The sequence below is a fragment of the Afipia massiliensis genome (genome assembly GCF_014203115.1).
Classification (GTDB): Bacteria; Pseudomonadota; Alphaproteobacteria; order Rhizobiales; family Xanthobacteraceae; genus Afipia; species Afipia massiliensis.
Map to the genome: position 1 here is coordinate 34671 of NZ_JACHIJ010000010.1, position 23831 is coordinate 58501.

Here is a 23831-nt window from a genome sequence, read left to right on the forward strand (position 1 = left end):
GGCCGCTCCCCAAAGCAATATCTTGCTGGCGGGGGTCATCTTGTGCAACATGGCATCCCGCGTGATACCGGCATTGTTGACGAGGATATGGCTGAGTTAGCCTACTGCGAGTACGGCGCACCTACCTCATTCGACGAATCATTGTTGATCCACGACAGCGCAACGTGAGGGTCGATACCAGCGACATCAACGAGTCTATCCGGATTGAGAATCCGAAGGCGTCGATAGTGGCATTCGGCAATTCCTTCCTTTCGTAGGTCTCGGAGCACTCGATTGACGTGAACGTTGGTGAGGCCCGTCGCGTCACCAATGTGCTCCTGGGTCAACGGTAGATACATTTCTTCACCGCGATGTCCGGGCCAGCGAAGCCGGGATCGAACGAACAGTTCGAGGAGCAAGTATGCCACTCGCTCTCGTGCCGAACGTCGACCCATGCTGGACAAATGGTCGTAGGCGAAGCTACGATCTTGTGAGATCACGCTCGCAAGTTGTATTCCGATCTCAGGATTATCCCTTGAAAGACGTCCGAGATTCTCATGCGGAATGATGCCGATGATCGCGTCGGTAAGGGCCTGCGCGCTATAGGTCATCACCGCGCCCGGTGCGGGCATAAAGGCCAGCACGGCGCCTGGGAGAGCGAATTGGAGAATTTGCCGGCGACCATCCGCGACCAAATTATAGAGGGCGACCCACCCGTTGACGAGACTGTATATCGCGTCGCCTCTCTCACCGGCGCGAAAGAGATCACATCCGGCTTTGATCTGACGGTCGGCCGACCTGTAGCGGTCGGCTGCACACGATACGCATGCTCCGTGATCAGTGTCGAAGCCATCCCCATGCAGCGGACTGGCCTGACGATGGTGGGGGATATTTCTCGCTACTCTCATCGAGTTTAGCATTTTCACGACTCCCGAAGTGTGTTGAACTCACATCTCTCCTCAAGGGCGGGTTCGAAAACCGAATCCCGCGGCGCAAAGCCTCCCGATCGAGCGCCACCCGTCCGCGAAAGCAGGCGATGGCGTACTCAATCGGGAGCTTGATCAGAGAATGATTCGGGGAGGTCGAAACTGACTGTCGAATTCGATTGAAGGTGCACGTGTTTGTAGAAGCGGAAAATCCAAATGCAGAATGAGAGTCTGAGCAATGGTCCAGCCCGCAGCGAGCACACCTGCGGTGCAGGTAGGACAGCCCGAGCCCGCTCCAACGCCGTGGCAATGGCCTGACCCGTCGCCACAACAGCCGCCGCCCTTAAAAACAAACTTGACGAGCGGTGAAACTGCAACCGACTGTTTCGCGATGGACTTGGCCACATGTTGTGTAGAATGTGGTGCGCGGTTATTGCGTTCCGGGCACGCTTGCGAGGGCTTGATGGTCACGAACGTGAACAACGTCAGCGCCGCCGCGACGAGGGCCGCCCAGCCCGCCACACGCCTGACGTCGCGCAACGCTCTACAAGCGAGTTTACGAAATCGGCCAGATTTTGGCGTTGACAAGGCAAACATTCCGCGCCCGTCCAGCTTTCTAGGTTACAATACCCCCCGTAATTCTTCTTATTCAATAGTCGTTGCTGCCGCGGTGTCTTGATCTGCATCAATTCCTGCCGATCTTGGAACCGCAAAAAAGGGTGAGAGACGCGATGTCTGATCGAGGTTAAAGTCTCGTGTCCTTGGTTTCACCTATTCTTCATAAATGTTGAACGCACGAAGGGAACTCGTGGGACCATCCAGCCGATCGGCTGCAGCATCGTGTATTGCTGTGCTCCCGCGGATGAAATTCCTTCAAACCATCGGCAGCATTGATCACCAAGACACCATCACAACCATTCGGACGCGAAATCGATGTGCGACCTTGTTCTGGAATTGAGGCCCAGACAGATTATCTGCGGATTCATTGATAAGCCCGAAAAGTGAAGATTACACGCTGCCTGCATCGACGTTCGCCTCGGCGCTTGTAGCTGTCCAGTCGACGAGCTTGTGACTTTGTTTTCCAGTTTAACTTGCCGAAGAACGGACACAACAGCGATGTGGACCCGGAGTTCATCACCCTACGCGGATCACACACGAGCTACAGTGCATGTTTTCGATGGGTAACCGTGTGGTGGCCGTTCCAGGAGCATAGCCGATCGACCGGATAATCTTGAGAAGGTCGCCGATCTTCACGCGGCCCGGGTCCTATTCAATGCGCACGATTTTTATCGCCGCGTTGACCTTCGCGGCGGACACCCCCCCGAATGTTTGCGATCGCCTTCTCTATTGTTGGTGGACAGTGGTCGCAGGTCATCCCCCCAATTCGCAGCGCAAGGCTCTGCATTTTCGGAACGCCCGCAGAGGTTTCTTCCTTGGGCGGACCGCATGAAACCTGCTTTGAGAAGTCTCTGCGTTCATCGGATATCTCTTCACTTGTCCCCCAGGTCGCCTGGCGCTCAGATACCCCGGAGCAACGCACTTAAAGCGCCACTCTTTGGTTGAATCGTGAGACAATCTCGCCAGCGCTCGAGAATCAGTTTCTCGAGCGAGGTGGCTGCATCTGACTCGGCTGCATTCGTCCAGGTTCCATCTGCCCAGGCTGCATCTGCGAAGGCATCCCATCATCATCATGGACGACCCGGCCATATGCGAAGAGAGTTTTCCGAAATCATCCGCAAACGCGAACACCTCCACCGCAGTGGCTTCCAGGATGGCCGCTTCCGAATAGTGTAGTTCTTAGCCGCGCAGCGAGGGAATGGCGGCCGCCGGGTCGGCGCGCGACGCACGAAATGCCTCGATGGCGTACATCAAGATGCTGCTTGCCCAAAGCGCCGCCATCGCCAAAAGAGCCCATCGGAAGTCCGATTGGATCGAAAAGTTGACCGCACTCATCAAGCCGATCGAAGCCGCGCCTGCCACTGCAGCAGCGACAGCGGCACTTGCACGATGTTCGCGGTAAGAGGTCCCGGCCAAAGCGATCGTCAGGATGCCGCTCGCCACGATGTAACCGCCCAGTACGTGGAACACGTAGCCAAGCCACGTCTCCAGATTCGGAACGGCAGCGTCAATCGTGGCTGGCGACGTGGCCAGATAACGCAGGTCCTCGGGCAGTAAAGGCGGACGAATGAACCAAAAATATGCGCCCACCATCACCAAGATAATCCCGAACAATAGCAATAGAACGGAGGAGATCGTCCGACCCCCACCGGTGCGCATTGTCTCCCGCGTAGTCACGAGGGCGTACCGGCGTCCGGAGGAGGTCTGGATCCCACCTGCTTTTGGTGGCGTCCGTGCCCATGATGCATGAATAGATGCATAAGGGGACACGCGAGCAACGGGAGCCAAAGCAGCGCGCCCAGAAGATGGGCTCGGTGCTCCATCCAAAGATACGTACCAGCGACGGCGAGCAGAACCAGCAGCGCCAAGCCAGCCGGCGATGTGAAGAAAGCAGCTTTCGACGTTCGATCGCCGTCGGCGTCACCGCTGGGTTGCATCCCGATTCCTGCCGGTGGATTTTCAGTCAAAGCCAATCAGAACAGCAACCCACGCAGACGCTTTGACCCACGTCAAATTCACATTCCAATACCGCCACTGCCGCAACTCCTAAAATCGGACCGCCAACATATAATGGTTGTTCTCCAGGCAGGCCCGAGCCACCGAAGGCCCGGCCCGGTCCTGCGGCCGCCGTTGAAAGCTGCTCCCGGTGACGACGTGGCTTGTCAGGAAACCAGGCGCGTAAGCGCATCCCGCCTGACGATCTGGATCCGGCGCGAGCCTAGCGGCTTTATCCAACCGGTTCTTGCAAGCTGCTTCAACGTCCGAGAAACAGTTTCGATCGTCAAACCAAGATGATCCGCAATGTCCTGACGAGACATCGGAAGGTTAACTAGGTTAGCGGAATCCGTGCGCTGGCTCATCTGGAGCAAAAACCAGGCGATGCGTTCTTCGGCGGTCTTCGTCAGCAGGAGTATCTGATCCTGGAGGTGCTTGGTTTCCTTGCTCGCGATTCTCATGAGCTGCTGCGTTACATCGCGACGGCGACAGGTCAGCTTTGCGATCGTGTGACGATTCGTGACTAGAATCTGGCTGTCGTTGACTGCGAAAGCGGAGGTGGCCTGCTCGTTGTGAGCCTCCAAGCCGAAATAGTCGCCCGGCAGATAGAATTGGCAAATCTGACGGCGGCCGTTGTTCAGAATTCTCGATGTTCGAACCGCCCCGCTGACAACTCGGTAGACGTATTCGGCTGGCTGGCCTTCCCCGAAGATCTCCGCGCCTCGTCTGTAATGCACTAGCCGTCCCATTTTCGCGATCGGCTCATCGATCTCACGCGACTTCCGTGCGACTGATTGTGCCTGTGGCAAGGAACAGTCGTCGTAGCAGTTGACCGAGCATCGCTCGGGGAAGGCCTTAGCCTTAGCTAACATGAAACTATCCTTTAGAGGTCTAGGCCAGGCGCGGCATCCGACGGCTCAGATGCGGTAAGGCGCGTGCGGCAGTCCCGGATGCCACTGCATTCCGGCAGACGTTCACGTGTCGCCATAGACCACCGAAAGCCGCATCCATTATTGATGCAGATCAAAATTCTCGCTCCGTCTTGCTCATACGATGACCTTGAAAGTGGTGACCACCATTCCCCCATGCAATGACAAGGCACACTTCCGATGTATGACCGATGGCGTACGGTTGGCAAATCCTTCGTTGCGTGGCTGTTTCTGACCGCGGGAACGGTCTCGGCGGTAGCTGGTACTCACGAAATCACCGTCGAGCGCCACGTCGTGAATGTCACGGGACGCGAACGTGTCGGCATGCTCATCAACGGGCAACTCCCGGGACCGGTGTTGCGACTCCGTGAAGGCGAAGATGCGGTCATCAACGTCAGCAACAGGCTGGATGAGAACATCTCGATCCACTGGCACGGACTGATCGTTCCGCCCGAAATGGATGGCGTACCTGGCATTTCGCCGGGTTACGGCGACGGTATCAAACCCGGCGAAACGTTCACCTATCGCTTCAAAGTCCGGCAAACGGGTACATATTGGTTCCACAGTCATTCGTCCGGCGAGCAGGAACAGCTCGGGATGTACGCCCCGCTCATTGTCGAGCCGAGGCAGCGCGATCCCTTCAAATACGATCGCGACTACGTGATCATGTTGTCGGATTGGACGGACGAAGACCCTAAGCGCATCATCAGAAATCTCAAGAACGACAGTAGTTGGTACAATTACAACCGACAAACGCTGGTCGGCCTGATCCGGGAGCTCGGCAACGCTCCAAATGACGAGGCCCGAAAGGCGATCGTCAATAGTCGGGTAGCCTGGGGGCTCATGCGCATGGACCCAACGGACGTTGCGGATGTGGCCGGCTATACGTTCCTGGTGAATGGTCAATCGCCAGAGCGAAATTTTACCGCGCTGGCCCGGCCTGGCGAACGTGTCCGTCTGAGATTCATCAACGCTTCCACGTCAACATATTTCGACGTCCGTATTCCGGGCCTCAAGATGACCGTCGTGCAGGCCGACGGGAACAACGTTTCGCCCGTGCGAGTGGATGAGTTCCGGATCGCCATCGCGGAAACCTACGACGTCATCGTGCAGCCCACCGAAGATCGGGCTTACACCATTGTCGGAGAGCCCATGGATCGCACCGGCTTTGCGCGGGCGACCTTGGCACCGCGGCCCGGCATGGTCGGAGAATTGCCGCCGCATCGGCTACGTCCTCTCATGCAGATGTCCGACATGGCCATGAATCCCGGACCGAAAGGCGGCGACCGCGGGACTCTTCGTCCCGAACAGGACATGCCGGGTCATGTAGCGCCGGAGGATCCGGTCGCGATGGCGATTGGGGGAATGGGTGACATGAGCGGCATGTCCGGAGCCGGCCCTCAACGGGGGGCGCAGCCTGGCGGCGGGATGCCCGAGCGAATGAGCATGCCGAAGACGAGCCCCGCCCGAAAGGGCCAAGGGGAGAAGGCCAAGACCGGAAAGCCTCCTCAAGCTTCTCCGATGCCGGGAATGGATCACGGCGGTATGCCCGGGATGAACAGCGGGACGCAAAACCGGATGCTCACCCCGAAAGAAAAACATGGCGCAACGTCCGGCATGATATCGCAGTCAGACGGGCCGAGCCGGAACGCGATGACAATCACGGGCGGCGTGCAGCAAGGCCCGCAGGCGCACGTACTTCACGGCGGCGAAGACATGCCGAACGCCGGGCCTCCGATGCAGCAGACAATGCCCGATCCGATCGCCAACGACACCGGCGCGCCCCCAGGGACGCGGGTCTTGTCTTATCGTGATCTGCGGCCGCTAAATCCCTATCCGTACAAGCAGTACGACCGCATCATCGAGATCCGCCTGACCGGAAACATGCAGCGGTACTTCTGGTCGATCAATGGACGCAAGTTCAGCGAAGCCGAGCCGATTGTCCTGCGCTTCGGGGAGCGTGCGCGGTTCCGGTTCATCAACGAAACGATGATGAACCATCCGATGCACATCCACGGGACGTGGATGTTGCCGGAGGTCGGAAACGGCGCGCGCAATCCAAAGAAGCATACGGTCAATATCAAGCCCGGTACGACGTTGGACGTCGATATCCCGGCGGATGCCGAGGGGCCATGGGCGTTTCACTGCCATCTGCTCTACCACATGGAAGCCGGCATGATGCGTCAGGTCAACGTCGTCCGCCAAACAGCCTCGTTGAAATAGGAGGGCGACATGAAATCCGTGCTCGCTTTGTTAGCCGGCTGCCTTCTCGGCTCCGCCATTCTGGGTGACGCCGCCATGGCTCAAACCGGGCCAGCCTATTCTCAGGAAATACTGTATTCAGGGTTACGCAACGCGCCCACGACGAGCTTCCCCGATCAGGCGCTATTCGGCGGCGTGCGCTTCGACAAGCTCGAATGGAATAGCCTAGGCGGGAACGAAAGGGCCCGCTGGGACATGGAGGCATTTGTCGGAAACGACTACGACAAGTTCTTCTTCAAGTCGGAGGGTGCCTTCGACCGCCGTAGCCAAAAATTCGATGAGGCCCGGATCCAAGCCCTCTATTCGCGAATGATCAGCTATTTCTTCGATTTCCAGGTCGGCGTGCGTCACGACGTCTCGCCGAAACCCTCGCGTACCTATGCTGTTATCGGGATCGAAGGCCTGGCGCCAGGCTTCTTTGAAATCGATGCCGACGCGTATATCAGCCAAAAGGGAGAAATCTCCGGGTCCTTCACGGGATCGTACGATCTACTGATCACCAACCGCCTCATTTTGCAGCCGCGTATCGATTTGAGGCTGCAACTGCAATCCGTCCCTGAGCTGGAATTGGGGAGCGGCCTTACGGACTTCGAACTGGGTGCTCGGCTTCGCTATGAGTTCACCCGCAACGTGGCCCCGTACATCGGCGTAAGCTGGGATCGCAAGGTAGGCGAAACCGCCTCGATCGCCCAACGCAATCAGAAGCCCCCGTCGAGCGTAAATTTCGTGGCCGGAGTCCGGCTGCTGTGGTGATCGAGGCATGATGGATGAAGAGACTATTCGCGATTTCTCACTTGTTGCCGCTCCTCGCGGCGTCCACGAACGCGGAAGCCGGTGCTACAATTTCCGACAGAAGGTATTGGCCAAGCGAAGTAGGCCCCCGCGCATATAGCCAGCCAATCCCGCCGGCGTCCGCCCCTCAGCCTCCATATTTGGGAGATAGACGCAACAAGCCCCGTCGGCGGTGAGCGAACGCACGACGAAAGCCGTACACAGCCGGCGCAGCGCCTGCGGATAGCATGAGAAGCGAACTCATGGTCTCATGTCGCATGAACCATTCAACGGATGATTCCCGGGAAACGGGTCACCACGTACGCATACAAAGTGTACTTTATGATTTTCCCGGACCAGATCGCGATGACGACCTCTTGAATTGGCAATCGATAGAGGCCTGCGACCGCGAGCATAGGTAGCTTGGGAAGCGGGAGCGCCACTAGCCCGAACAGTGCAAGCGGGCCGTATCGCGAGATCCAGTCGGAGGCCTGTAGCCAGGCGGGCGTGGCCGCCAATTCCGGGTATCGTTCCGCCAACATGCTCCAGCCCAGGTGATGGAAGGCAAAATAGAATCCAATTGCTGCGAGTGAACTCCCCGCCGCGGCGCATGCCGCAACACTGAGCCAACGTCGACTGTTAGTTAGCGTACCAACGACGACAAGCCATTCCACGGGCACCGTGAGAGTGATCGTAGCCAGGAACGAAAGGGTACCCAGAAGAGGCGCAAACTCAGGCCGTTCTCCCTGCCGCACAATGTAAGCTAACGCTCGCCTGGCCATCGCGTGTACAATCATTTGCGTCCCTCGCGTCATCTCGCGCGATCGAGATGACGTTAGCCATTGCCGGATTGTTTTTGCGCGTGGCCAGTCAGCAGCCGGGATAGGCGCGGAATGAAGCTGGGAACATCCGCCATGTAACTTCGGTAATTGTCTCCGAAAGTTGTGAGCGCCTCGCGCTCCTCATTTTTCGCCAGCTTGACGTACATTACGACGAGCATCGGAAACATCGCGAGTGTGAGAAGCGTAGGCCATTGCACAAGAAATCCGAACATGACGAGTATGAACCCGACGTATTGCGGATGTCGCACGTAGCCATAAGCCGCTGTCGTTGCTAGGACGCCTTGCCGCTAAGCTTCGTAGAGGGTCTTCCAAGCCGCGGAAATCAGCAAAAAACCCTGCAGCTATGAAGACAAAACTGAGAAAATGGAATGGTCCGGCGTGCGGATTGGCTTTCCAGCCGAAGATCATCTCCAGCAGGTGGCCCGCGTCGTGCGAAAACCAATCGACGGTAGGATAGGTACTTTGCAGCCAGCCGGCGAGGAAGTAGATCGTAAGCGGAAATCCGTACATCTCGGCAAACAATGCGACAAGAAACCCGCTGAATGCGCCGAAGGACCGCCAGTCCCGCGTCGTTTGAGGCTTGAAGAAGCTGTACGCGAAAAGGATGAAGACGACCGAGTTGACGAGGGCAAGGCCCAAAGACCGTAAGCTGGTGAGTCGATCACGGTATTTTTCTTTCGGTGCTTTGTTGGCCGGCGGCTCGAGTTGCGCCTGAGGAATTGGGAGCCCTTCCCTGTTGATCCCCATCGGATCGCTGCAGTCCTGCTCACGCATGCCCACCTCGATCACACCGGCTATCTGCCGCTACTGATCAAGCAAGGTTTTGGCGGGCCGGTCTTCTGCTCCGCGGCAACCGCTGACTTGTGCGAGGTCCTGTTGCCGGATTCCGGTTATTTGCAGGAGAAGGATGTCGAATTCGCCAATCGTCATGGCTTCGCCAAGCACAAACCTGCGCTTCCGCTTTATACCTTGAAAGATGCCTTAAGTTCTCTGAAGCAGTTGAGGCCGGTCGAATTCGAGCAGTCGCTAGACCTCCCCGGGGGCGGAGCTGCCTTGCTTCGACGATCGGGTCACATCCTGGGCGCGGCTTCCATCCAGCTTGACTGGAACGGCAACACCATTCTCTTCTCCGGCGATCTCGGCCGCTACGACGACGCCACCATGGTCGATCCGATTGCGGTTGCGAAAGCCGACTATGTTGTTGTTGAGTCGACCTATGGAAATCGCCGGCACGACACGAAGGATCCCGAGGATGCTCTTGCGGAAGTTATCGGTCGCACGGTTGGAAGGGGCGGAACGGTGATCATCCCGGCATTCGCCGTGGGGCGAGCACAAAGCCTCCTGTTCCACTTGCACCGTCTGAAGGCTTCCCGACGCTTGCCGGACATCCCGATATTCCTCGACAGCCCGATGGCCGTCGATGCAAGCAAGATCTTCTGCAGGCATGTGGCCGATCATAGACTTACGGAGCGCGAATGCCGCGATTCCTGCGCCGTCGCGCACTACGTGCAAAGCGTCGAAGAATCAAAGGCCCTCATGGCCAACTCCATGCCGAAGGTGATCATCTCGGCCAGCGGAATGGCGACCGGCGGCCGGGTCCTGCATCATCTAAAAAGCTACGCACCGGACGGTAGGAATACGATTCCATTCGCCGGCTTCCAGGCCGGAGGAACGAGGGGGCTTCCATGGTCGCCGGCGCTGACGGCATCAAAATCCACAGACAATATGTGCCGCTTCGTGCGGAGGTAACGAACCTGGAGATGCTCTCAGCGCACGCAGACGCCGAAGAGATCCTGAGATGGTTGAAGGGCTTTAAGAGTCCTCCACGCAGGACATTCATTACCCATGGGGAGTTCAGCGCCTCGGACGCCTTACGCAAGAGAATTGAAGAGGAATTGGGTTGGGCCTGCGTGATACCCGCTCAAGGCCAACAGGTGGACCTGGCATGAGCGAACTTCGGCCGGTTGTGCAGGCGCCCGACGGGCACCGGCTGCGCGTACGTCGCCTGGGCGTCGATACGCAGTACGAACCCGTCGTCTTCATGCACAAGGAGTGCGCAGTCTGCCGGTCGGAGGGATTTATCGCGCACAATCGGCTTCTGCTGCGAGCCGGAGAACGCCATGTCATCGCCACACTGTATCAGGTCACGAACGATCTGATCGCTCATGACGAGGCCGCCTTGTCCGAATCGGCCTGGAGCCGGCTCGAGCTGAACGACGGAGACACCATCGCGATCAGCCATCCTGATCCGCTGGCATCGCTGAGCCACATCAGAAGCCGGATCTATGGAAACGGGCTGAGTGACGAGGCGCTGCTTTCCGTCACCGCGGACATCGTCAACGGGAAGTATTCAGACATTCACCTCTCGTCGTTCATTACCGCGTGCGCTGCGCGTCCGCTCGACCACGGCGAAGTTCTTGGACTGACCAAGGCGATGGTGGACGTAGGCGGGCGGCTGTCCTGGAACGCGGAGATCGTGCTGGACAAGCATTCCGTGGGTGGGCTCCCCGGAAACCGGACTACTCCGATCATCGTGCCCATCATCGCGGCCCTAGGGTTGACGATGCCGAAAACGTCGTCTCGCGCCATCACTTCGCCGGCTGGCACGGCCGATACCATGGAAACAATGGCGCCGGGACTTGGCCATTCCGGACATTCATCGCGTCGTCGAACGAGAAGGAGGATGCATCGTCTGGGGCGGCGCGATAAGGCTCAGCCCCGCCGACGACATCCTGATCCGAATCGAACGCGCACTCGACCTGGACTCCGAGGGCCAAATGATAGCATCCGTCCTGTCCAAAAAAATCGCCGCCGGCTCGACGCACCTCATTCTCGGGTCCGACCGCCAAGGTCCGGAGCCGGAAAGCGGCGGACGCCTTGTCGGCCGGGCTGGTCGCCGTTGCCGACGCGTTCGGGATCAAAGCAAGGGTGATCGCCGGGGACGGGACTGAACCCATCGGCCGGGGCATAGGGCCGGCGCTGGAAGCCAACGATGTTCTGGCTGTTCTCCAATGTCTGCCAGCAGCACCGCGCGATCTCCGGAACCGGGCCGTCGCCCTCGGGGCGCTAATCGAACTGGGCGACTTGGCCGAGGACGGACGAGGAGCGATACTAGCCGCTCAACCGCTCGACAATGGCCGCGCGTGGGCGAAATTTCAAAGGATCTGCGAGAGGCGCAGGGCGGCATGCGAACGCCGCCGGGCTCTAGCCATCGCCGGCTACTCGCTGCAGATCGATCCGGACGCGTGGACTTGATGGACAACCGCAAGATCGCGAAACTCGCAAAGTTAGCAGGGGCCCCCGAAGCGAAGGCTGCGGGTATCGAACTGCACGTGAGGCCGGGCGACATCGTCTCGGCCGGGCAGCCTCTGTGCACGGTTCACGCCGAAGCGCGAGGCGAACTTGCCCACGCCATGGACTATGGCCGCTGCCAACGCCGACATTATCACGGTCCAGGAGCGATGACGCCGACTCTACTTATTTCGATGCCGGGCAACGAGCGGTTGACGGCGGGACTTGCCGAGCAGCTTGATTGCGAAACGGGCGAATTGAACACGCGGCAATTTCCGGACGGGGAAACCTATCTTCGCTTCGCCACCGATCTTAACAAGCGATCCGTCGCGATCGTCTGCACGCTGGCGCATCCGGACGAAAAATCCTTCCTCTCATCTTTGCCGCTGCGACCGCGCGCGAGCTTGGCGCGTCGAAGGTGGGGTTGGTCGCTCCGTACCTCGCCTATATGCTGCAGGATCGGCGCTTCAATCCCGGTGAGGCGGTGACGTCCCGGCAGATGGCGCATCTTATCTCCGAGGCATTCGACTGGATGGTGACCGTCGACCCGCATCTGCACCGGTACAGCGATCTAAGCGAAATTTACTCGATACCCACGCGCGTCGTTCACGCGGCACCGCTCGTTTCGCGGTGGATCAAGGCGAACATCGAGAAGCCGCTCATCATCGGCCCGGACAGTGAGAGCGAACAGTGGGTTGCGGCGGTGGCAAGCGACGCCGAAGCACCTTACTGTGTTCTCGAAAAGGTTCGCCATGGAGACCGGGACTTCAAGATTACGCTTAGGAATCTCGATGCGTGGCAGGGACGCGCGGCCGTCCTCGTCGACGACATCATTTCAAGCGGACACACGATGATCGAGGCCGTTCGGCTGCTTGCGGCGCAGGGCTGGTCACCGCCGGCTGCATCGCCGTCCACGGATTGTTCGCGGATCACTCCGATGAACTGCTCGTCGGCGCCGGTGCTCGGGTCGTGACTACGAACAGCGTCGGTCCCGGGAGGAGCGAGATCGATATCGGGCCCCTGCTCGGGGAAGCGATCAAGGCTATCGAAACCGTTCAGCCTCGGCGGTAGTGCGGGACATGGGCCGGCACGGATCGCGAAGAACACGATGGCTCAACGCGTGCCTCAGCCCAGGTCATCTTGCCATGTTCTTCATGGAGGTGCTGCCCGGCATCGGCACCATGCCGAGGATCAACTTTCGCTGTTCGGCTGTCAGTACGTTGGCGGCTTCGCCGACTGCGCGTATGAATGCGAGTCTCGCGTCCGATTTGATCTTCTCGATTTCTCGCACCTTTGCTTCGACGGCGGCCGCGTCCGGCTGGTCGGCCGCCGTTAGCATCCAGAGTGCCTGTTCGGCTTCCTCGGCCTTCCGCTGGGCGGCAGACTGATCGATGAGCGAGCGCTGCTTGATCGCGTTCAATGCCGTCGATTGTTCGACCGTCAATCCAATTTTGTCGGCATAGTCAACGAAGAAGCCGCTGGCCCCGACGTGGTAGAGGTGGGAGGCGCCGGGAAAACCGGGCAGAGCGGATGGCATGGCCATGGCGCCGTTCGGCCCCGGTGCCTTCCCCATCGAGCCCATGCAGCACATGCCACTCATGCCGCCATTCCCGCCACCCATGGTACTGGTACCGCTCATGGGGGCGGCTGGCTGAGTGGCGGCGGCGCCGCCCATCTTGTTCATGTCATCCATCATCGCCAGCAACACGCCCGTTTCCCGTGCCCCCGCAGCGGAGGGTGCGGCTTGCAAAGAGGTGGCGAGCCCGGCCAACAATAGAATGAAAAACGCCGTCGGAACGGAGGGTAAGCGATAGGTCAGCATGGTTTTGGCCCGTTGCATGGTGGGTCTCCCGCGAAGTCAGGGGATCATGGTGAAGGTGGCCTCGCCTGCTTTGATCCAAGTCAAAAAATGAAACAAACGGACTCTCAAACGAGGATGAGGCGAGCCGGGCTGAGAAAACAGGGCCGCCACCGTGGCTGGTCCAGGGCTCGAAGCAGGAGCCGGCGCCACTTCGACTGATCCAACCAGATTTCGTCGGCAGAGAAGCCGCCCTGTGGGGCGGACTGGTCGACAGCCTGCCCTATGGAAACTTTAGGAGTTAGCGCTCTGGGGAGGCTGCCTGCCGACGAGAGCGCTAGGCCGCCCCGACCTTGTCCTCCATCTCAGATACTGCATGACGAATCTTGAGCACTGCGTCCGGAGCCGGGGGCGCAGCGACTTAGCCTCATCCAACCGGCATCCGTACTGCTGGCCCGCAACAGGCAGCCGGTTTCGGGATTTGGCCAGCCGCGCCCGTGAGTAGACGACGAGATGCGGATATTGGTGAGCGGCTGCGACGCACGATGCTGGAGGGCGACGGCTCCACGCAGCGCCTCACCGCAGTGCCGGAGTTCCCAGATCGGCGTACCCTGGCGACGCACATCGCTGACTGCGGTCAGATCGATAATTGGATGTGGCACGCGTCTGCCCTGCTCCGAGGTCCTTCAGTGGTGCTTGAACCAGCCGACACCCTTGATGTCATTCCACGAATCCGTCCGATGGCACAGGAAGCACTGATTGACCTGTGCGTGCTCCTGGCCGGTGATTCCTTTGTCCATCATCTGGAAGTGCATCATGTAGTGGCTTGGCGGCGCCTGATGGCATTGCGCGCAGTTTTTGGAAGCCGGCGAGGGGTGCAGGAACCCTGCAATTCGCCAACTGGCGGTCTCATGACAGTTGCCGCATTCCCGGCCGAACAGATCCCGATGCGGCTCGCGGTTGCTGTGACAGCTTGCGCAGTCCAGCCCGTTCTTTTCGGCCAACCGTGAAACCGGCAATCCAAGAAAGCCCTTCAAGTCGTCGACCATTTGACGGGGGACGCTTGGATGACCCCACTCGCCTACTTTGAGATGTGAGCCAATTCTAAGAAGTGCGGCGTGATCCATCTTGGTCGGACGGACGGCGCCGGCGTGCTCCACATGACATCCGCGGCAGTCCTGAACGTCGGCATGAAATGCGGTCGGTTGCTTGCCGAGGTCGGCAGCGGCGGTCGAATGGCAGCCGATGCAAGCGGCTGCCTCTACGCCCCGCGTCGGCGTGTGGCATGATTCGCAGTTTCCCGTCAGGAAGCGGTGCTTTTCGGAAAGGGGGCCGGGCTGGAAGGCGGCCTGCCAACCCGGTATCGAAGCCGATCCCGATCGGTAGAGAGAAACCACGGCGGCCACGCCGCCTACGACGGCGATCGTGATCAGCACAGTGTACCAAAGACCAAGCTTCTTCACGATATCCACCGCAGCCCGTAGTAGATCTCGCCGGCCACGTGGAGCGCCAACAGCAGATACATCAGGATTGCAGTCGTCACATGGGCGACGATCCACGGCATGAACATTCTCTTCACCACTTCGCGGGACCCGATGGCGTATTCGAGATCGGCAATGCCCTCCACAAGCCTTAGGATGGGCACACCCTGCGCAATCGAATCGCGTAGTGGCGGCCCCTCACCGTCGGACGATTGCCTGTCCGCAAGAGCGGACGCCGTTTGATCATATGCGGTCCGCAAGGTGGCCAGCCGGGATTGCTCCTCCCGTAGCTCGATCGACGTCTGCGGCAGATAGTAGCGGCCGACGAACCCGGTGACGACCACCAGGAGCATGCTGACAACGAGGGCGACGCCGAGCGGGCTCTGATACTTATGTCCGGTGTGCAGGATGGCCAGGAATGCGCCGAAGACGCCGGCGTAGACGTGAAAGGCGAGTAGCGCCCGCATCGATGCAAGCCGCGCAATCAGCGATCTGAAGGACATGCTGTACTTGGCGACCGGATAGACCAACAGGGACAGCATCAAGGCGGCCGCAGCGGCGCCAAGCACAAAGCCCGACAGGCTGCCGGCAAACCGCGGCGAACTGTGGAGGACGAAGGCAGGCACCAGAAAAAGCAGGGTGGTGAGGACCGCGCCAACGGTGAGGCGTTCGTTCTCGCTCATTTCAAGCCTCGACGACCAGATTGCCGATCGATTTCGCCTGGCAAGCCAGGATGATGCCGTCCGCCGTGTCCTCCGGCGTCAAGGCGTCCTCGACCTCCATGGTCACATTGCCTTCGAGAAGCTTGGTCTTGCAAACGCCGCAGACGCCGACCCGGCAAGAATAGTCGATCGGAACGCCAACGGATTCGGCGACCTCGAGCACGCTCTTGTCGGGCGGCAGCGGGGCGACCTTGTCCGATTTCGAAAACCGGAGCGAGGCGGTGGCCGGACCGATTGCAGACGCATCTAGGGGCGGTGTCCCCGCCGCCGCAGTAGCGCCGGCGACCGGCCGGATCTCGGCGACCTCCGTGAAGCCCGGAGGAGGTACCGCGCCCAATGCGGGACCAAAGGCTTCCGTCTTAACCTGCTCCGAGGGTACCCCGAGATCCACCAGAAGCTTCTTCATCGCCTGCATCATGCCAGGCGGACCGCACAAATGAACACGACGCTTGGCAAGGTCGGGCACCGACTGGATCAGGAATTCTCTGTGGATCGGACCTTCGGCCCCCATCCACGAGGTTCCCGCGCTGCGTGCCATCGTCGCGGCCACGTGCAGATTGCGCATTTTCCGCTGACGATGTTCGAGCTCGTCGCGGAAGATGAACTCTTCGGTCGATTTGGCCCCATAGAGGAGGTAGATCTCTCCCATCCAAGCAGTGTCTGCGAGGTAACGGATTGCGGCCATCAGCGGCGTGATCCCCACACCGCCGCCAATCAGGACGACGCTGTCCGATTCCGCCCCGGTGAAAGTGAAGACGCCCGAAGGCGCTATCACATCGATGAGGTCTCCTTCGGAGATCTGGTCGTGCATGAATTCGGAGAAGACGCCCTTCTCTTCTCGCTTGATCGTGGTCTCGACGTAAGCAGTTTGGGCGGCAGAAGAGGCGATGGTGTAGGACCGCCTGACGCGCTTGCCGTCGATCTCGGCCGAATACGTCAAGAACTGCCCCGGGGCGAAGGAAAACGGAATCGGTCCCCCCTGGGGGTCTCTTAGCCGAAACGTCTTCACCTGAGGGGTTTCGCGGAATATGGCGGCGACCTTCAGTTGGCCCTTCCAGAGCCCGGTGCGCGGTGAGCCGACAGGCGCCGTCGAGGTCGATGATGCCGGGCCAGTCCCCGCAGCGCCGGGGACGGCCGTCGCAGGAGAGCCCGTCGCTGGGGATGCCGGTGCCGTAGGCGCCGGCGTAGCGGGCGGGGGCCGGGTGCTCGTCAACCGATCGATCAAGGCGTTCGCCCGGCGCATTCTGGAAAGATAAATCGCCAGCATGGCCACCGCGAACGCCGTCACCAGCGCCATCGTGACCAGGTGAAACCACGATAGACCGAGCGGCCCCTCCTGGTCGTGAATTACCGTATCCGGCGCAAGGTTCATCTCTCCCTTGAACCAATCCAGCGCGATCTGCCGCGGCGGCTTTCCCTCGGCGAGTGATCGAAGGATCGTGTTGCCGCTCTTCACCTGAGCCAACGCGTCGCGCATGCGGGAGGCGGCCTGTTCGGCGCCATTGGTGTCACCTCCGGCGTTCGCATGACGAAGTGCGTTTTCAGCATTGGCTATCTCCTCGGTCCCGGCGCTGATCCATGCGCGCGCCTGTGCTTCGATGCGTTGGCGCTGTTCCGGAGAGAGGTTCGGCATCGCCATCAGCGACGCGTAGAATTCCTTGCGGGGGGCGCCCATGCATCCCGCACCCATGCACCCGCCCATCATACCGCCCATGGCGCCACCCGCGCCGGGGGCGCCCGAGCCCATGCCAGGCATTGACTGAGCCGGGCTCGGGCTGCCTACAGGTGAATTGCCCTGCGCAGTCGGCGGGGTGGCTGGCGGCGACATCGCAGGTGCGTCGGGAGTGCTCGCCCCGCCCTTCGGGTGGTGCTCAGAATGCCCATCAGGGGCCTGCGCAACGACCGCACTGCCTCGATCATCGTTACGGGATCTGCCTGATCCGATCCAGCCCGATGGGAGGCTCGACGCTGCCGAAGCAATATCCGGAGCGGTGTTGATGTTGCCTGTGTGGTCGAGATGACTGAGGGCCGGATGGACCCATGCGATTAGGAGGCCCGCCGCCAATATGTTGCGCGCCACTTGCTCTGGCATGGACTGCACCCGCCGCTTTTATCAGAACGTGGCGATCAGTGGCAGCAGGATCGTATCAGCAGTCTGTTTTTGAGCATCGTTCAGCGTAGGATAAAGCCTGGTAAATGCCGTTCGGGCCGACTTCACGGCCTCAAGTCGTTCGGCCAGGTGGCGCTCATAACGTTCGATCCGGGCTGCGGAATTCGTCTTGTCGTCCACTACAAGAAGATTGCGGGCATCGACCAAATGCTGGCGTCCCGACCGAAGGGACTCCGCCAAAGCATTCCAATCGGCCTGCTGCTTATCGGTGATTTGCAGTTCTGCCTTCAGGAAGGCGATCCTTCCCTCGATGCGCTCCGTGACGTCCGTTGTGCCGGAGGTGGTACCCATACCCGGCATGGAGCCCATGTGACCCCGCATCATCTTCTCCATCATCATCATCATGCCGTTCTGAGGCTGACACATCGAGCCTTGGCACTTCTCCTGCATTTGCGCAGGCGGGTTCATGCGATCGTCCATCATCCTACGGTCCTGACCCGCCTTTTGAGGCTGACCGCCCGGCATGTTCATGCTGCCTGGCTTCCCCATCGGGTCCGGCTGCATCGGCTTCATGTCGTCCATAGCAAGAAGAAGCCGGGAGGGGGTTTGGCCGTCTGCCGAATTGCCGGCATGGGGTGCAGCAAGGATCGCCAACGCCGATGCGACGCCTATCAGTGTGCGGAACGTACTCATCCTATTTCTCCATGCATGCGTCGGATCGAAGAGCCGTAGCGGCGATCCGCAACCCTAACCCAACGGCCGTCCGGAGATTTGATTTGGGTCAAAAACCGAAACGGCTATCGCTGATGATTGTTCGGCTTACTGGATTGTCGTGTCGACTCCTCCTAGCCGTGGCGGCGTTGCGGATCGCCTTTAACGCGCCCAACTGCCGAGCGCTCGCCACCCGTGGTACCGCAACAAGCTGGCGGTCACAGGCCGCCGTCTGTCCGGTCGTTCGCCTCCGCGCGCTCGCGCCGCCAAGGCAGCCGGCCGTCAATCTCGATCTGAAGCGAAAAGCTCAGGAACGTACGTATAACGATGATTAAGCCGAGAACCGCAAGCCGCTCCAAAGTCGGCACGATGGCGACCATGCCAATGATGTCCGCCGCGATCAAAAATTCGAGGCCAAGCAGGATCCCGCGCCCGAGATTCGCCCGATAGGACCGGAAAGCGCCGTGCCATTCACCCTGATACATCTGCTGCACGGACCACATGCTCGCGGCGATCACGCCTCCTATGATGACTGCAACCCCGAGGACCTCCACGATTGACGCAATCCAATGGAGCGTATGCAGTACGATGGCCCTGGCCTCCATGCTGAGGACGAGCTCGGAAGTCAGCATTTCGGCTCCTTGGCTCTTGCATGCTTTCCGCAGCCATGGCCGAGCGGAGAAGGTGCTGCCCCCCCCGTCGGTGGCATAGGCCTTTGCGGCGCCGTGATCGCGAGCTTATCGATCTTCTTCGACCAGGACCGATAGTAGGCAACACCAGTCATGATGGACAGGCCAGCGGTGCCTACCAACATCTGGACATAGAAAGCGTTCGATGTGGTGTCCAATACGAAGTGAGCAACAAACGAAAGAAAAACCCCGACGCAGAATACCTCCAGCGATTGTTGGCCACACTTGATGACCGGACGGAATACCGGCCAGCGAAGTCCCGACCAGTCGAACGGGATAAACCTCACGACAAGAAGGGCCAATGCGAGAAGGTGCAGGACCCGATAGGGAGCAAGATTGGTCTTGTCGTTGGGCCTGAATGCCGCCGTCAGTTGACTTACAAGTGGGACGTCCAACTCGGGAATAAGCGTCGCGAGCGTTGCCACCAGCGCAAACAGCAGGAAAGCGACGCTAAGGACCAAAGGGATCCGGGCAGTCACGATGGGACGGACGGTCCGGGATCCCCCAGCCGCAAGCCATGCACCCAATACGAACAGCAGTTGCCACGTAAACGGATTGAAAAACCAGTCACCGGACGGATAAGAGGGCAGATTCCAATGAAAAAATCTGGCGGAAAAATAAAGCAGCAGCGATCCGGCGAGCGCCCAGTTTCTATGCCGTAGCATGAGCCACAGGACCGGCGGATAGGCTCCCATCAAGACGATGTACAGAGGGAGCACATCGAGATTGAGCGGCTTGAACTTTAAGAGGAGCCCTTCGGTCAGCGTCTCAACCGGGAATTCCATCAAATGCGCAACGTTGAACTGGTCCATCAGGTGAGGAATGTCGAAGCGGTGTGCCAGGTAATGGACCGACGTGAGATAGAATATGAACAGAAGTACATGGGCGACGTACAGTTGCCAAACGCGTCTAAGCAGTCGTGTAGCGCCGATGACGAAACCGCGTTGCACCATCATCCTGCCGAAAACCAGGGTGGCGGTGTAGCCCGAAATGAAGACGAACAGATCGGCCCCGTCGCTGAATCCGTAGTTGCGCGAGGTCAACCATGCCAGCGCCGTGCCGGGAATGTGGCCAAAGAAGATGGCCCAATTCGCCAATCCCCGAAAAAGATCGAGCCGCAAATCTCGCTCTAGCGACGGAACAAACAGCGTCATCGATTACAGTTCCGGGCGTGCTGGTGAAGAGCCCGCCAATCTATTCCGCCGAAAAAACCGCTCAGGTTTGATGTACGTCAAAAATTCATCCTGCATTTCGTTCTAATCCGCCCCAGTAAGCGAGAGGAAGTAGCCAGCCCCGTAAAAAGCCTGCATGACATGCGTCATGCAGGCTTTTTTGCGCCTCGCCAACGGACGCTAGACGCTAAAGGCTCGCCACGCGAAGGCGCAACGCGTTGCCGACGACGCTCACCGACGAGAGGGCCATGGCGGCGGCGGCGATGATGGGCGAGAGCAGTATCCCGAATGTCGGATAGAGAACTCCGGCGGCAATCGGGACGCCGGCGGCGTTGTAGATAAACGCGAAAAACAGATTCTGTCGGATATTGCTCATGGTGGCCTCCGACAGCTTGCGGGCGCGGACGATGCCGCCCAGGTCGCCTTTCAGCAGGGTGATGCCCGCGCTTTCCATCGCGACATCGGTCCCAGTGCCCATCGCGATACCGACTTCGGCAGCGGCGAGGGCCGGGGCGTCGTTGACGCCATCGCCGGCCATCGCCACGATCCGCCCGGCCTTCTGCAGCCTGGCAACGACCGCGCTTTTCTGGTCCGGAAGAACTTCGGCCTCGACGTCCTCGATCCCGAGCTGCCGTGCGACGGCCATGGCGGTGGTGCGGTTGTCCCCGGTCAGCATGATCACCTTGACGCCTTCCGCTCTCAGATCCCTCAGCGCCGCCGGAGTCGACGCCTTGACCGGGTCCGCGATCGCGAACAGCCCGGCCAGTTTGCCGTCGACTGCCATGTTGATCACAGTGGCGCCTTCACCCCGCATGCGCTCGCCCTCCGCTTCCAGCGACTGTGTCGCGACACCCAGAGACGCCAAGAAGTTCGCATTGCCCAGAAGGATGGATTTGCCGTCGACCTTGCCTACCGCGCCCTTGCCGGTCGGGGAATCGAAGTCCTCGACCTTGCCCAGGACCAACTTGCGATCATTGGCGGAGCGGACGATGGCGTCCGCGAGGGGATGCTCGCTGGCCCGTTCGACGGTGGCGGCGAGACGCAGAAGTTCGTTCTCATCGTGACCCGGTGCGGGGACGATCGAGACCACTTTCGGTTTGCCTTCGGTGAGAGTCCCGGTCTTGTCCACCACCAGCGTATCGATCTTTTCCATTCGCTCCAGCGCTTCGGCATTCTTGATCAGTACACCGGCCTGTGCGCCGCGGCCGACCCCGACCATGATCGACATCGGCGTGGCCAAGCCGAGCGCGCAGGGACAGGCGATGATCAGCACGCTGACGGCGGCAACCAGGCCGTACGCCATCCGCGGTTCCGGTCCTAACCAGGCCCAGGCGCCGAAAGCCATGACGGCAACGACAATGACCACCGGCACAAACCACCCGGAGACCTGATCGGCCAGACGCTGGATCGGCGCGCGCGAGCGCTGCGCCTCCGCGACCATCCTGACGATCTGGGAAAGCAGCGTGTCGCGCCCGACCTTATCGGCGCGCATCACGAAGCCGCCGGACTGGTTGAGCGTGCCCGCGATCACCTTGCCGCCGGATTCCTTGGTGACGGGCATGGATTCGCCGGTCACCAGCGATTCGTCGAGCGAGGAGCGGCCTTCGAGAATGACGCCGTCCACCGGCACCTTCTCGCCCGGCCGGACCCGCAGATGATCGCCGACCTGCAGGCTTGCGATCTCGACTTCATGGTCGGAACCGTCATCGCCGATGCGGCGGGCGGTTTTCGGCGCCAGTTCGAGCAGGGCCTTGATCGCGCCTGACGTCGACTCGCGGGCGCGGAGTTCGAGCACTTGGCCAAGCAGGACCAGAACTGTGATTACCGCGGCGGCTTCGAAGTAAACCGCCACCGCGCCGCCGTGGCCGCGGAAGGTGGCCGGGAAGCTTTCGGGCAGCACGGTTCCAATGACGCTGTAGACATAGGCGACACCGGTGCCCATGGCGATCAAGGTGAACATGTTGAGATTGCGTGTGAGCAGCGATTGCCAGCCGCGCACGAAAAACGGCCAGCCCGCCCAGAGCACCACCGGTGTGGCGAAGGCTAGTTGAATCCAGTTCGACAGGGTCTGGTCGACCCAGCCATGCGCCCCGACGAGATGCCCCCCCATCTCAAGGACCACCGGTGGAATGGAGAGCACAAGGCCGATCCAGAAGCGCCGCGTCATGTCGGCAAGCTCGGGATTGGGCGGCGTATCGAGGCTGGCCACCTCGGGCTCCAGCGCCATGCCGCAGATCGGACAGTTGCCGGGACCGACCTGGCGGATCTGCGGATGCATCGGGCAGGTATAGATCGCGCCTTCCGGCACCTCAGCCTTCACGCTGGTCTTGTCGAGATAGGAATTTGGGTCGGCGGCAAACTTTGTCCTGCAGCCGGTCGAACAGAAATGGAAGGTCTTGCCGGCATGGTCGAACCGATGCTGGCTGGTCGCGGGGTCGACCGACATGCCGCAGACGGGGTCGCGCACGGTCGCGTTGCTATGGGCATGGGTATCGGCATGGCCTGCGTGATCGTGGCCGTCGCCACCGCAACACCCGGTCTTCGACGTCTCCTTGGGAAGATCGGCCCCCATCTTGGACCCGCAGCCGCAGCCGGAACTCTTTGCATCATTGACTGTATTTGCGTTTCGAGCGTCGGTCATGCGTTTCTCCATGCGGCCACTTGCAACCCATACCATGTATAGGTATATAGACGCCATGCGAAAAGACATCAAGGTATCCTGTCAAAAACGGCTGAGCCGAATCGAAGGCCAGGTCCGCGGTCTGTCCAAAATGGTCGACGAGGATCGCTACTGCATCGACATCGTCACCCAGATCTCGGCGGTGCGAGCCGCACTTCGGCGGGTCGAGGAAGAAGTGTTGCGGGATCACGTGTCGCATTGTGTCGAACACGCGATCAGCAGCGGCAACAAGACCGATCGGCGCGCGAAGATCGCGGAACTAATGGCCGTGATCGGGCGGTCCGATCGTTGATCAAGATCAAGGCTGTGACCATGTATTTACCGCAATCTCCATCACTGTTCCTTTGCCTCGGACCTTGGTATTAGCTGCGCATGACTTTGATCGGCACATTGTTGCGGATGTTTGGGGCGGCGATCCTGCTGATCGCCGTTCAATTCGCGTCGGTCGCTGCCGAGGCCCATGTCGGACACGGGCACACGCCCGATAGCCACCATCTTCAAGGGCACAGCCATCAAGGGCACGGGCATGATGCGGCGGAAGGCACCGCGCATGCGGTTTCCTCCGGCGAAACCGCGCCTGTGAATCCGGCTGTGCAAACCCAACCCGCTGCCGAGGCGGAGGCTGCGGTCCAGAACGGGCCGGGCGCACCGGCTTCCGTATCCGATGCCTGCGTGATCGGTTGCTGCGGATCTGCCGGCTGCTGCGGAGCCGCTCTGGTGGAGATTTCGCCCGACCTTCCTCCCAAAGCGTGCGCGCTTCGCATGGGTTTTGCACGCCTAATTTTCGTTCGGGAAGTGGACCCTCAAGGCCTGCGCAAACCCCCTCGCCTCTTCGCCTGAGCAAACGACATCGCC

21 protein-coding genes and 2 pseudogenes are annotated in these 23831 nt (G+C 60.2%); 9 read left to right on the plus strand and 14 right to left on the minus strand.

The window, feature by feature from the left end; translation table 11 throughout:
- Positions 1–101 precede the first annotated feature (101 nt).
- The 3 genes from HNQ36_RS24455 to HNQ36_RS26690 form a co-directional block, all read right to left on the minus strand.
- Positions 102–899 carry a Crp/Fnr family transcriptional regulator gene (locus HNQ36_RS24455; protein ID WP_246395522.1) on the minus strand — a complete coding sequence of 266 codons (798 nt, stop codon included), beginning with the start codon at positions 897–899 and terminating at the stop codon, positions 102–104.
- A 1803-nt stretch (positions 900–2702) separates the two neighbouring features.
- The gene (locus HNQ36_RS24460; protein ID WP_184090156.1) at positions 2703–3182 is read right to left on the minus strand and encodes a hypothetical protein; all 480 of its coding nucleotides are present in this window, start codon (positions 3180–3182) and stop codon (positions 2703–2705) included.
- Positions 3183–3196: 14 nt separating this feature from the next.
- Complete coding sequence (locus tag HNQ36_RS26690; protein WP_430641410.1) at positions 3197–3346, minus strand: DUF2933 domain-containing protein; 150 nt, start codon at positions 3344–3346, stop codon at positions 3197–3199.
- On the opposite strand from HNQ36_RS26690, the gene HNQ36_RS26695 reads away from it, so the two are divergent.
- Positions 3278–3526 (plus strand): hypothetical protein, encoded by a 249-nt coding sequence (locus HNQ36_RS26695; RefSeq protein ID WP_430641411.1) that lies wholly within the window; start codon positions 3278–3280, stop codon positions 3524–3526. The two genes, HNQ36_RS26690 and HNQ36_RS26695, sit on opposite strands and share 69 nt — an antisense overlap.
- A gap of 159 nt (positions 3527–3685) precedes the next feature.
- On the opposite strand, the gene HNQ36_RS24470 is transcribed toward HNQ36_RS26695, so the two are convergent.
- The gene (locus tag HNQ36_RS24470; protein WP_184090162.1) at positions 3686–4390 is read right to left on the minus strand and encodes a helix-turn-helix domain-containing protein; all 705 of its coding nucleotides are present in this window, start codon (positions 4388–4390) and stop codon (positions 3686–3688) included.
- Between the two features lie 237 nt (positions 4391–4627).
- Between HNQ36_RS24470 and HNQ36_RS24475 the strand changes: the two genes are divergently transcribed.
- Both HNQ36_RS24475 and HNQ36_RS24480 read left to right on the plus strand, forming a co-directional pair.
- Positions 4628–6670: a copper resistance system multicopper oxidase gene (locus tag HNQ36_RS24475; RefSeq protein WP_184090164.1), complete on the plus strand. Its 2043-nt coding sequence runs from the start codon at positions 4628–4630 to the stop codon at positions 6668–6670.
- Between the two features lie 9 nt (positions 6671–6679).
- The gene (locus tag HNQ36_RS24480) at positions 6680–7462 is read left to right on the plus strand and encodes a copper resistance protein B (protein ID WP_184090167.1); all 783 of its coding nucleotides are present in this window, start codon (positions 6680–6682) and stop codon (positions 7460–7462) included.
- A 305-nt stretch (positions 7463–7767) separates the two neighbouring features.
- Here the strand turns inward: HNQ36_RS24480 and HNQ36_RS24485 are convergent, their stop codons facing one another.
- Both HNQ36_RS24485 and HNQ36_RS24490 read right to left on the minus strand, forming a co-directional pair.
- Positions 7768–8277 carry a VTT domain-containing protein gene (locus tag HNQ36_RS24485; protein ID WP_184090170.1) on the minus strand — a complete coding sequence of 170 codons (510 nt, stop codon included), beginning with the start codon at positions 8275–8277 and terminating at the stop codon, positions 7768–7770.
- A gap of 38 nt (positions 8278–8315) precedes the next feature.
- A pseudogene (locus HNQ36_RS24490) lies at positions 8316–8987 on the minus strand (methyltransferase family protein).
- A gap of 40 nt (positions 8988–9027) precedes the next feature.
- Here HNQ36_RS24490 and HNQ36_RS24495 point away from each other — a divergent pair.
- The 4 genes and pseudogenes from HNQ36_RS24495 to HNQ36_RS26295 all read left to right on the plus strand — a co-directional run bounded on the left by HNQ36_RS24495 (position 9028) and on the right by HNQ36_RS26295 (position 12586).
- Positions 9028–10071, plus strand: a complete 1044-nt coding sequence (locus tag HNQ36_RS24495) for an MBL fold metallo-hydrolase (protein WP_246395523.1) — start codon at positions 9028–9030, stop codon at positions 10069–10071.
- 11 nt (positions 10072–10082) lie between these two features.
- A complete protein-coding gene (locus HNQ36_RS26290; protein WP_246395524.1) occupies positions 10083–10271 on the plus strand; it encodes an MBL fold metallo-hydrolase RNA specificity domain-containing protein in 189 nt (62 codons plus the stop codon).
- A complete protein-coding gene (locus HNQ36_RS24500) occupies positions 10268–11254 on the plus strand; it encodes a hypothetical protein (protein ID WP_246395525.1) in 987 nt (328 codons plus the stop codon). Before HNQ36_RS26290 ends, HNQ36_RS24500 begins: the two co-directional genes overlap by 4 nt.
- A gap of 322 nt (positions 11255–11576) precedes the next feature.
- Positions 11577–12586 (plus strand): annotated as a pseudogene (locus HNQ36_RS26295) (ribose-phosphate diphosphokinase).
- Between the two features lie 162 nt (positions 12587–12748).
- On the opposite strand, the gene HNQ36_RS24510 reads toward HNQ36_RS26295, so the two are convergent.
- The 8 genes from HNQ36_RS24510 to HNQ36_RS24545 form a co-directional block, all read right to left on the minus strand.
- Positions 12749–13453, minus strand: a complete 705-nt coding sequence (locus HNQ36_RS24510) for a Spy/CpxP family protein refolding chaperone (RefSeq protein WP_246395526.1) — start codon at positions 13451–13453, stop codon at positions 12749–12751.
- A 644-nt stretch (positions 13454–14097) separates the two neighbouring features.
- Positions 14098–14874, minus strand: coding sequence for a cytochrome c3 family protein (locus HNQ36_RS24515; RefSeq protein WP_184090267.1), 777 nt, complete (start codon positions 14872–14874; stop codon positions 14098–14100).
- On the minus strand, positions 14871–15575 hold the full coding sequence (locus tag HNQ36_RS24520) for an iron reductase (protein ID WP_184090173.1): 705 nt from the start codon (positions 15573–15575) through the stop codon (positions 14871–14873). Before HNQ36_RS24520 ends, HNQ36_RS24515 begins: the two co-directional genes overlap by 4 nt.
- 1 nt (position 15576) lies before the next feature.
- The gene (locus HNQ36_RS24525) at positions 15577–17328 is read right to left on the minus strand and encodes a 2Fe-2S iron-sulfur cluster-binding protein (protein WP_246395527.1); all 1752 of its coding nucleotides are present in this window, start codon (positions 17326–17328) and stop codon (positions 15577–15579) included.
- A 399-nt stretch (positions 17329–17727) separates the two neighbouring features.
- Complete coding sequence (locus HNQ36_RS24530) at positions 17728–18417, minus strand: Spy/CpxP family protein refolding chaperone (protein ID WP_184090176.1); 690 nt, start codon at positions 18415–18417, stop codon at positions 17728–17730.
- A gap of 236 nt (positions 18418–18653) precedes the next feature.
- On the minus strand, positions 18654–19067 hold the full coding sequence (locus HNQ36_RS24535) for a DUF1622 domain-containing protein (protein WP_184090179.1): 414 nt from the start codon (positions 19065–19067) through the stop codon (positions 18654–18656).
- Complete coding sequence (locus HNQ36_RS24540) at positions 19061–20278, minus strand: OpgC domain-containing protein (RefSeq protein ID WP_184090182.1); 1218 nt, start codon at positions 20276–20278, stop codon at positions 19061–19063. The genes HNQ36_RS24535 and HNQ36_RS24540 overlap by 7 nt, the downstream gene beginning before the upstream one ends.
- Positions 20279–20483: 205 nt before the next feature.
- The gene (locus HNQ36_RS24545; protein WP_184090185.1) at positions 20484–22937 is read right to left on the minus strand and encodes a heavy metal translocating P-type ATPase; all 2454 of its coding nucleotides are present in this window, start codon (positions 22935–22937) and stop codon (positions 20484–20486) included.
- Positions 22938–22992: 55 nt separating this feature from the next.
- Between HNQ36_RS24545 and HNQ36_RS24550 the strand changes: the two genes are divergently transcribed.
- Positions 22993–23268, plus strand: a complete 276-nt coding sequence (locus HNQ36_RS24550) for a metal-sensitive transcriptional regulator (protein ID WP_184090273.1) — start codon at positions 22993–22995, stop codon at positions 23266–23268.
- Between the two features lie 80 nt (positions 23269–23348).
- Positions 23349–23816 (plus strand): hypothetical protein, encoded by a 468-nt coding sequence (locus tag HNQ36_RS25990; RefSeq protein WP_210312199.1) that lies wholly within the window; start codon positions 23349–23351, stop codon positions 23814–23816.
- Positions 23817–23831: the final 15 nt, after the last annotated feature.

What these genes read in the sequence shown, in the direction of transcription:
- HNQ36_RS24455 (WP_246395522.1), bottom strand. Translation starts at nt 899, where the DNA reads ATGCTAAACTCGATGAGAGTAGCGAGAAATATCCCCCACCATCGTCAG.
- HNQ36_RS24460 (WP_184090156.1), bottom strand. Translation starts at nt 3,182, where the DNA reads ATGCGCACCGGTGGGGGTCGGACGATCTCCTCCGTTCTATTGCTATTG.
- HNQ36_RS26695 (WP_430641411.1), top strand. Translation starts at nt 3,278, where the DNA reads ATGCATAAGGGGACACGCGAGCAACGGGAGCCAAAGCAGCGCGCCCAG.
- HNQ36_RS26690 (WP_430641410.1), bottom strand. Translation starts at nt 3,346, where the DNA reads ATGGAGCACCGAGCCCATCTTCTGGGCGCGCTGCTTTGGCTCCCGTTG.
- HNQ36_RS24470 (WP_184090162.1), bottom strand. Translation starts at nt 4,390, where the DNA reads ATGTTAGCTAAGGCTAAGGCCTTCCCCGAGCGATGCTCGGTCAACTGC.
- HNQ36_RS24475 (WP_184090164.1), top strand. Translation starts at nt 4,628, where the DNA reads ATGTATGACCGATGGCGTACGGTTGGCAAATCCTTCGTTGCGTGGCTG.
- HNQ36_RS24480 (WP_184090167.1), top strand. Translation starts at nt 6,680, where the DNA reads ATGAAATCCGTGCTCGCTTTGTTAGCCGGCTGCCTTCTCGGCTCCGCC.
- HNQ36_RS24485 (WP_184090170.1), bottom strand. Translation starts at nt 8,277, where the DNA reads ATGATTGTACACGCGATGGCCAGGCGAGCGTTAGCTTACATTGTGCGG.
- HNQ36_RS26290 (WP_246395524.1), top strand. Translation starts at nt 10,083, where the DNA reads ATGCTCTCAGCGCACGCAGACGCCGAAGAGATCCTGAGATGGTTGAAG.
- HNQ36_RS24500 (WP_246395525.1), top strand. Translation starts at nt 10,268, where the DNA reads ATGAGCGAACTTCGGCCGGTTGTGCAGGCGCCCGACGGGCACCGGCTG.
- HNQ36_RS24510 (WP_246395526.1), bottom strand. Translation starts at nt 13,453, where the DNA reads ATGCAACGGGCCAAAACCATGCTGACCTATCGCTTACCCTCCGTTCCG.
- HNQ36_RS24520 (WP_184090173.1), bottom strand. Translation starts at nt 15,575, where the DNA reads ATGAGCGAGAACGAACGCCTCACCGTTGGCGCGGTCCTCACCACCCTG.
- HNQ36_RS24525 (WP_246395527.1), bottom strand. Translation starts at nt 17,328, where the DNA reads ATGGGCGGTATGATGGGCGGGTGCATGGGTGCGGGATGCATGGGCGCC.
- HNQ36_RS24530 (WP_184090176.1), bottom strand. Translation starts at nt 18,417, where the DNA reads ATGAGTACGTTCCGCACACTGATAGGCGTCGCATCGGCGTTGGCGATC.
- HNQ36_RS24535 (WP_184090179.1), bottom strand. Translation starts at nt 19,067, where the DNA reads ATGCTGACTTCCGAGCTCGTCCTCAGCATGGAGGCCAGGGCCATCGTA.
- HNQ36_RS24540 (WP_184090182.1), bottom strand. Translation starts at nt 20,278, where the DNA reads ATGACGCTGTTTGTTCCGTCGCTAGAGCGAGATTTGCGGCTCGATCTT.
- HNQ36_RS24545 (WP_184090185.1), bottom strand. Translation starts at nt 22,937, where the DNA reads ATGACCGACGCTCGAAACGCAAATACAGTCAATGATGCAAAGAGTTCC.
- HNQ36_RS24550 (WP_184090273.1), top strand. Translation starts at nt 22,993, where the DNA reads ATGCGAAAAGACATCAAGGTATCCTGTCAAAAACGGCTGAGCCGAATC.
- HNQ36_RS25990 (WP_210312199.1), top strand. Translation starts at nt 23,349, where the DNA reads ATGACTTTGATCGGCACATTGTTGCGGATGTTTGGGGCGGCGATCCTG.